Source organism: Marivita sp. (genome assembly GCF_965656765.1).
Lineage (GTDB): Bacteria > Pseudomonadota > Alphaproteobacteria > Rhodobacterales > Rhodobacteraceae > Marivita.
Window position 1 is genome coordinate 1 of the sequence record NZ_CBFHLV010000095.1, and the last position, 7949, is coordinate 7949.

At 56.0% G+C, this 7949-nt stretch carries 10 protein-coding genes; 5 read left to right on the forward strand and 5 right to left on the reverse strand.

Features of this window, described 5'->3' with window-relative positions; genetic code table 11:
• Positions 1–96 precede the first annotated feature (96 nt).
• On the reverse strand, positions 97–1302 hold the full coding sequence (locus tag ACTG4M_RS16470) for an FAD-binding domain-containing protein (protein WP_439124756.1): 1206 nt from the start codon (positions 1300–1302) through the stop codon (positions 97–99).
• A gap of 146 nt (positions 1303–1448) precedes the next feature.
• Between ACTG4M_RS16470 and ACTG4M_RS16475 the strand changes: the two genes are divergently transcribed.
• The 5 genes from ACTG4M_RS16475 (at position 1449) to ACTG4M_RS16495 (ending at position 4775) form a co-directional block, all read left to right on the forward strand.
• Entirely contained in the window at positions 1449–2078 is a 630-nt protein-coding gene (locus ACTG4M_RS16475) for an ATP-dependent Clp protease proteolytic subunit (protein ID WP_439124757.1), read from the forward strand.
• Between the two features lie 151 nt (positions 2079–2229).
• On the forward strand, positions 2230–3495 hold the full coding sequence (gene clpX, locus ACTG4M_RS16480) for an ATP-dependent Clp protease ATP-binding subunit ClpX (protein ID WP_439124758.1): 1266 nt from the start codon (positions 2230–2232) through the stop codon (positions 3493–3495).
• A gap of 66 nt (positions 3496–3561) precedes the next feature.
• The gene (locus ACTG4M_RS16485; protein WP_439124759.1) at positions 3562–3930 is read left to right on the forward strand and encodes a Rid family hydrolase; all 369 of its coding nucleotides are present in this window, start codon (positions 3562–3564) and stop codon (positions 3928–3930) included.
• 65 nt (positions 3931–3995) lie between these two features.
• Positions 3996–4379, forward strand: a complete 384-nt coding sequence (locus ACTG4M_RS16490; RefSeq protein ID WP_439124760.1) for an NADH:ubiquinone oxidoreductase subunit NDUFA12 — start codon at positions 3996–3998, stop codon at positions 4377–4379.
• A gap of 45 nt (positions 4380–4424) precedes the next feature.
• Positions 4425–4775, forward strand: coding sequence for a DUF2155 domain-containing protein (locus tag ACTG4M_RS16495; RefSeq protein WP_439124761.1), 351 nt, complete (start codon positions 4425–4427; stop codon positions 4773–4775).
• On the opposite strand, the gene aat is transcribed toward ACTG4M_RS16495, so the two are convergent.
• The 4 genes from aat to ACTG4M_RS16515 form a co-directional block, all read right to left on the reverse strand.
• Positions 4739–5374, reverse strand: a complete 636-nt coding sequence (gene aat, locus ACTG4M_RS16500; RefSeq protein ID WP_439124762.1) for a leucyl/phenylalanyl-tRNA--protein transferase — start codon at positions 5372–5374, stop codon at positions 4739–4741. The genes ACTG4M_RS16495 and aat overlap by 37 nt on opposite strands.
• 49 nt (positions 5375–5423) lie before the next feature.
• The gene (accC, locus tag ACTG4M_RS16505; RefSeq protein WP_439124763.1) at positions 5424–6776 is read right to left on the reverse strand and encodes an acetyl-CoA carboxylase biotin carboxylase subunit; all 1353 of its coding nucleotides are present in this window, start codon (positions 6774–6776) and stop codon (positions 5424–5426) included.
• Positions 6777–6788: 12 nt separating this feature from the next.
• Positions 6789–7277 carry an acetyl-CoA carboxylase biotin carboxyl carrier protein gene (gene accB / locus ACTG4M_RS16510; protein ID WP_439124764.1) on the reverse strand — a complete coding sequence of 163 codons (489 nt, stop codon included), beginning with the start codon at positions 7275–7277 and terminating at the stop codon, positions 6789–6791.
• Positions 7278–7465: 188 nt separating this feature from the next.
• Complete coding sequence (locus tag ACTG4M_RS16515; RefSeq protein WP_439124765.1) at positions 7466–7687, reverse strand: hypothetical protein; 222 nt, start codon at positions 7685–7687, stop codon at positions 7466–7468.
• Positions 7688–7949: the final 262 nt, after the last annotated feature.

The following is a 7949-nucleotide window of genomic DNA, read 5'->3' on the forward strand; positions in this document are numbered from 1 at the left end:
TCAATCACGACCTCAGTTCCAAACGCGATTCCCCTGGCAATCCGACGGGTTGGGGGGCAGCCCCCCAACCCCCCTGAATATTTGAAAAAAAGAAGATCAGACAGCCTGCAGGCCCTTCATCGCGCCAATCAGTTCCGGGATCTTCTTTTTGAATTTGAAGAAACCGGCAGTCGCATGCGGCCATGCCCGTCTGTCAAATTCGCGCAGTGGACGGATCACCGGCAGGGCGCGAATATCGTTCAGGATTGTGGCTGCGGAGCCAACAGGGGCGTAGGGCGTGACGATCTGCTCGGCTCCTGCGGCGCGCGCCCAGTTTTCGATCTGCTGTGCCGTGGTCAGGTCTGTTGTGAGGGGGCCGAGTGATGCCGACCAGCGCGTGGTGCAGTCCGCCATTATGTCAGCTTTGAAGGATTTGACCTGTGGCGCGATTTGCAGTGGGCTCATCTGATTGGTTGCGTCAAGCGAGGCTGTGGCCAAGGGTTTTAAGCCCAAATCGAACAACCACCCAGGGCTGAGATCGTCTTCGTGCAGCAGTAACACTGATGGTTTCTTCGGGTCCAATCGGTTGCCAATGGGGGTGTCCATGCGCGGTGGGTGCGGGGGGCCTTCCAGTGGCTCTGGGTTCGAGGTCAGTTGATATAGGGGCGAGAACCGCCCATCGGTGTATTTCGAGATATTCGAGGCGCGTGCCGCGTAGTTCTTCCCTTGGGTCTGCAGCCCCGCCACCCAACGCCAGCTGAGCGTGTTTGATGCGGGGTCGCCGTCATAAAGATGACGCATGAAGAAATCTGCGCCCAGTTCCCATGGCAAGCGCAGGGTAAATATCCAGATGGATGCGAACCACATCCGCGCATGGTTGTGCAGATAGCCGGTGGTCACCAATTCGTGCGCCCAATGGTTGAAGCAGTCGATTTCGGTTTCGCCGCGACACGCGGCTTCCCACTCGGCGCACAGGCCGGATTGGGTTTGGACCTGATCCCACGCCCCGGATAACCCTTGCTGATAGCCACCCCAGACAGCGGGTCGCATTTCGAGCCAGCCTTTCCAATAGGTGCGCCAAAAGACTTCTTGAACGAATTTCTCAGCGCTGCTTGCGGAATAGCGGCCCAATACGGCTTCGAGCACCTCGGGTTCTGTGAGCAGCCGGTGCCGGATGTAGGGCGACAGGGTCGAGACATTGTCATGTTGGCCCGACCCGCGATCATAGTTTCGCTGGGCGGCATAGTCGCGACTGGCTTTGGGCACGAACGCGGAGAGTTTTTCCAAAGCGGCGGTACGGGTTGGGGGGAACATGTCTGACATGAGGCGCGAGCTAACGTCGCGCGTCGCGCGGTCAAGGCCAGTCGTTGAACCGCTGCCCCTTGCAGCCCCCAGAACCGGACACTAGTCTTGAGACAACTCGCAACCAAGCCCCCCGTCCGGCGGGCGCATCATCCAGGCAGGCACAGATGAAAGATCCATACGAAACATACATGAATACGCTGGTTCCCATGGTGGTTGAGCAGACCAGCCGTGGCGAACGCGCTTACGACATTTTCTCGCGCCTGCTCAAGGAACGGATCATTTTTCTGAGCGGCCCGGTGCATGACGGCATGTCTTCGCTGATTGTGGCACAGCTTTTGCATCTGGAGGCGGAGAACCCGTCGAAGGAAATCAGCATGTACATCAACAGCCCAGGTGGTGTCGTGACCAGTGGTCTGTCGATCTATGATACGATGCAGTATATCAAACCCAAGGTTAGCACGTTGGTGATTGGACAGGCGGCGTCAATGGGATCACTGTTGCTGACAGCGGGTGAGGCAGGAATGCGCTTTTCTCTGCCAAACAGCCGGGTCATGGTGCACCAACCCTCTGGTGGCTATCAGGGCCAGGCCACAGATATCATGATCCACGCGCAAGAGACTCAAAAGCTCAAGACGCGGTTGAACGAAATTTACGTCAAACACACCGGACAGACGTTGAAAAAAGTGGAAGCGGCCCTTGAACGGGACAACTTTATGTCCCCCGAAGAAGCGAAAGACTGGGGTCTCATAGACGAGATCGTGGAAAGCCGCGCCAAAGGGTCTGAAGAAGAATAATTCGTGATTGGGTCACGACGTCTCGAATGTGTTTTTGACGTTGTGGCCCAAGTTTTGCTGTCCTAAGGTTCTGGGAAGAAAATATGACACACGTTTAAGATTATTTGTGAATTTTTGCATAATCTTAAGGTGAGTCAGGAAAGGTAAAGACATGGCGACGAATTCTGGCGGCGACAGCAAGAACACACTTTACTGTAGCTTTTGCGGCAAAAGCCAACATGAAGTGCGAAAGCTGATCGCAGGGCCGACCGTCTTTATTTGCGACGAATGCGTCGAGCTGTGCATGGATATCATCCGTGAAGAAACCAAGGGCGGTGGCCTGAAGGCGACGGACGGCGTTCCGACACCGCGCGAGATCTGTGATGTTTTGGACGACTACGTGATCGGCCAAGCCGTGGCAAAGCGCGTTTTGTCGGTGGCTGTGCACAACCACTATAAACGGCTGAACCATTCCCAGAAGTCGTCTGACATCGAGCTGGCCAAATCGAACATCTTGCTGATTGGTCCGACTGGTTGCGGTAAGACGCTTTTGGCGCAGACATTGGCGCGCATTCTGGATGTGCCTTTCACGATGGCCGATGCGACCACGCTGACCGAAGCAGGCTATGTGGGTGAAGATGTCGAGAACATCATCCTCAAGCTCTTGCAGGCGTCTGAATACAATGTCGAACGCGCACAGCGCGGCATCGTCTATATCGACGAGGTCGATAAGATCACCCGCAAGTCAGAAAATCCGTCGATCACTCGTGACGTGTCGGGCGAAGGTGTGCAGCAGGCGCTGCTCAAGCTCATGGAAGGCACGGTTGCCTCTGTCCCGCCGCAAGGGGGGCGCAAGCATCCGCAGCAGGAATTCCTGCAAGTGGACACAACCAACATCCTGTTCATCTGTGGTGGCGCGTTTGCAGGTCTTGACCGGATCATCAAACAGCGTGGCAAAGGGTCTGCCATGGGCTTTGGCGCTGATGTGCGCGACGACAGCGAAGCGGGGATTGGGGAAACCTTCAAAGATCTCGAACCGGAAGACCTGCTCAAATTTGGTCTGATCCCCGAATTCGTTGGTCGTTTGCCGGTGATCGCAACGCTTGAAGATCTGGACGAAGACGCATTGGTCATCATCCTGACACAGCCGAAAAACGCGCTGGTCAAGCAATACCAACGCTTGTTCGAACTGGAAGATACGATCCTGAGCTTTACCGATGACGCGCTCAGCGCCATCGCCAAGCGGGCAATCGAACGCAAGACCGGTGCTCGTGGCCTTCGGTCGATACTCGAGGACATCCTGCTCGACACGATGTTCGAATTGCCGGGAATGGACGAGGTGGTTGAAGTGGTCGTCAATGAAGAGGCTGTGAACTCTGAGGCGAAGCCGCTGATGATCTATGCTGACCAAAAGAAAGAACCCGCAGAAGCCGGGTAATCGTTCAGACGGTTGTAAGTTAAAAAGGTGGGCACTTTGCCCACCTTTTTTTTGGGGACATGAAACATGACGATCACACGAATTTCATCCGGCGGTGCGTTTGAGGCCAAGATCGGATATTGCCGCGCCGTTGTTGCCGGTGACTTTGTCCATGTGGCCGGAACGGTTGGGCAGGGTGATACAGTGGCGGAGCAATGCCAAAGCGCGTTGGATATCATTGCTGATGCGCTGGCCAAGGCCGGTTCAAACATGGCCAAGGTTGTCCGCGTGACGTACTATCTGCCTGACCGACACGAATTCGAAGCCTGCCATGACATTCTGGCTGGTACGTTTGGCGAAAACCCGCCTGCGGCGACGATGATCGAATGTGGTCTGATCGACCCGAAATTCAGGATTGAAATCGAAGTCACCGCTCTGGCCACGGCTGCGTCATAGCTGCGCTGGACCTTGGCCTGCAAAGCGCTCTATAACAGCGCTGAATCAACCCCGAGGAGTCGTCCATGGGCATTCTGAATACCCTTCTTCGCGCTGTCACCTGGTGGAACGGACAGACGCTTGGCACCCAATTCTATACGTGGCGCAAAGGCGAAAAAGTGGGTGAAGACACCCAAGGGAACATTTTTTACCAGTCGAGCGATGGCAAACGCCGCTGGGTGATCTTTAACGGCGAAGCCGAGGCAAGCCGTGTTGATCCCGACTGGCATGGCTGGTTGCACCACACGTTCAAGGAAACGCCGACCGACCGCCCGTTGCCCACGAAAACCTGGGTCAAACCACATCAGGAAAACCTGACAGGTACGGCATTGGCCTATGCGCCGGCCGGGTCAATTCGACGTCCCGAACCTAAAGCGCGCCAAGATTACGAGGCGTGGAGCCCTGAATAACCTGACGGTACGGGGATCAAAGGCGGATTTCTCATGGCGCGTCTGATGGCCATTTTGACAGCTCTGGTTCTGGCCTCCGTCAGTACAGCGCAGCTTGCCACGTCAAATGGCACGGGTGTGTCTGTGCGTGCCTTGGACAAGCTCACGGGCAAAGTGCAGGACTTGGAGATCGGGGCGCTGCAATCTGCATCTGTCGGGCGGATCACGATTACAGCCAATGAATGCCGCTACCCGGATGGCAATGCCGCTGGTGAAGCCTATGCGTCGCTTACCATTACCGAGGTCGGCAAAGATGCACCGGTCTATCAAGGCTGGATGATCGCATCATCACCAGCGCTGAATCCAATGGACCATCAGCGTTACGACGTTTGGGTGTTGCGCTGCACCACATCCTGACCTGAAGCCGCCAAAGGCGCGCAGGTGATATCTGCCTGAACCTGCAGCGCTTGCGCCAAATTTGCCCTGTATTCGGCCCGCGTGATCTCAATCGCGCCGAGTGAGGCAAGATGATGCGTCAGAAATTGTGTGTCAAACACCACAAATCCAGTCCGGCTCAACAGATCAACCAACCATGCAAGCGCGATTTTGGACGCTTCGCGTTCGCGCGAAAACATGCTTTCCCCGCAAAATGCGCCACCCACTGTGACTCCGTAAACACCTCCGACCAATCGACCATCCATCCACACTTCAAGCGAATGCGCATGCCCTTGTTTGTGTAGCTCTTGGTACAGATCGCGGATTTCCTGATTGATCCAGGTTTCACTGCGATCAGCACACGCGTCGATCACATCTGCAAACGCGCTGTTCAGGGTAATCCGGTATGCATCTCTGCGTAGCGTCTTGGCCAAACTGCGGGAAATGTGAAACCCGTCCAACGGAAACACGCCACGTTTTCGCGGATCGACCCAGAACATTTCTGGATCGTCGCGATGCTCGGCCATGGGAAACACCCCGGCACGATAGGCTTGAAGCAAGAGATCAGGCGAAACGGTCATGAAGCATCAATGGCGTGTGCGTTAGCTCGGGTTGGGTTGCAGGCTGAGCTCAAGACGCCGCATAGGTCCGCTCCAGCCAGTGCTCGAGCCAGTGAATGTTGTATGAACCGCTGCGTACGTCCGCATCTTCAAGCAAATCACGGAACAGAGGAACGGTGCTGTCCACACCATCGACAATCAATTCGCCCAAAGCACGCGACATACGGGCCAACGCCTCATCGCGGTCGCGGCCATGAACGATCAGTTTACCAATCAAGCTGTCGTAATAAGGCGGGATCGTGTAGCCATCATAAAGCGCGCTGTCCATGCGCACACCCAGACCGCCAGGCACATGATATTGGGTGATCCGACCAGGCGAAGGCGCAAAGTTTGGTAGCTTTTCCGCGTTGATCCGCGCTTCGATTGCGTGACCGTTGATGACAAGCTCGTCTTGCGCGAACGAGAGGGGTAGGCCGGATGCCACGCGAATTTGTTCGCGCACCAGATCGACCCCGAAGATCGCTTCGGTCACGGGGTGTTCGACCTGCAAACGGGTGTTCATCTCGATGAAATAGAACTCTCCGTTTTCGTACAAAAACTCGATTGTCCCCGCGCCAGCATAGTCGATCTTTGACACCGCATCGGCGCAGATCTTGCCGATCCTGGCGCGTTCTTCGGCGGTGATGCAGGGGCCTGGGGCCTCTTCGAGCACTTTTTGATGGCGTCGCTGCAAAGAGCAATCGCGTTCGCCCAAATGGACAGCTTTGCCTTTGCCGTCGCCAAAGACCTGCACCTCGATATGACGGGGTGTGGTCAGATATTTTTCGATGTAGACCTCGTCATTCCCGAATGCGGCTTTCGCCTCGGACCGGGCAGTCTGAAACGCGCGTTCCATATCTGCGGCGGTTTGCGCCACTTTCATGCCGCGTCCCCCGCCGCCAGCGGTCGCTTTCACGATAACGGGGTAGCCGATCTCTTCGCCGACTGCCTTGGCCTCGGCCAAATCTGCAACGCCACCTTCTGATCCAGGAACGCAAGGAACACCGAGGGCCTTGATCGTGTCTTTTGCGGTGATCTTGTCACCCATGACGCGGATATGTTCTGCGGTTGGGCCGATGAATGTCAGGCCGTGGTCTTCGACGATCTGCACAAAGCGTGCGTTTTCGGACAAGAACCCATAGCCAGGATGAATTGCTTGCGCGCCTGTCACTTCACAGGCCGAGATGATCGCGGGGATCGACAGGTAGCTGTCGGTGGAAGAGGGCGGTCCGATGCAGATCGCCTCATCGGCCATGCGCACATGCATTGCGTCCGAATCCGCCGTTGAATGCACCGCCACACTTGCCACACCCATTTCACGACAGGCGCGGATGACGCGAAGAGCAATTTCGCCGCGATTGGCAATCAGGATTTTGTCAAACATGCCAGACCCCGTTTATTCGAGGATCACGAGAGGCGCGCCGTATTCGACGGGGGCTCCGTCTTCGACAAGAATGCGTTTCACCGTACCGCCGCGTGGGGCCGGAATGTGGTTCATTGTCTTCATTGCTTCGACGATCAAAAGTGTATCGCCTTCGTTGATCTGTTGGCCAACTGATATGAATGACGGTGAGCCGGGTTCGGCCTGCATATAGACGGTGCCAACCATCGGCGACGTGACTGCACCGGGATGGGATGCCGGATCTTCGGGTGTTGCTGCGGCCGCCGGTGTGGCAGGTGCTGCGGCAGAGGGCGCTGCCATCGGTGCGGGGGCCGCGGCATGCATGACAGGTGCCGCTTGGCTTGCGCGGCTGACCCGAACATTCAGGCTGTCATCCTCACCATATTCGCGTTTGACCTGCAATTCGGTGAGATCATTTTCGCGCAACAGCTTTGCCAGTGCTTCGATAAAAGCCACGTCAGCTTCATGGTTGGTATTGGTCATGCTGTCCCTCGCCCGCTTTTTGCTCTTCGCTTGGCTCCGTCTGTGATTGGATCGGAAGCTCACTTTACCTACGGGCACCACCCGCATGGAATGCCTTTCCTTGCACCGATTACGTATCAGGAGCAAGGGGCAGCTATGATCAATATCCTGTTCCCGGGCGCGAGAACAGGGCCAAGAGCAAGCACTTTTCAGGTTTGGTCTGTTTCCTCGCTAATGGCCTCAGGCGATTGCGTCTGTTCTGTAATAAGCGCCTTGATCTGCATCTGAACCGCCGACGGTGGTGCAGCGGGCGTGATGGCCGTGTCGTCAGGGTTTGCAGGTACAATTGCGGCAGGGGTGTCAATTAAAGCGGCGGCCCTTTCATGAGCTTTGATCGATAGGTCGGTTCGGGTCAGATTTTTCGATGCCATATTCGGTATTGTCGGTTGGATTAAAAGCATTTCATGCTCCGTTTCTTTCGGAGCCCCCACTGGGAAATCATACCTGAAACCTGTGTTTGGCAAAGTGAGATAATGCGAACAAAGAACACCAAATCAGACACAAAAAGGGGCGGCCCGAGGACCGCCCCTTTCCTAATTTTTATAGGGATCACCCCTTATTCATGCGGTTTTCGATGAGGTCATCGACGACGGAGGGGTCAGCGAGTGTGGAGGTGTCGCCCAAGGAGCCTGT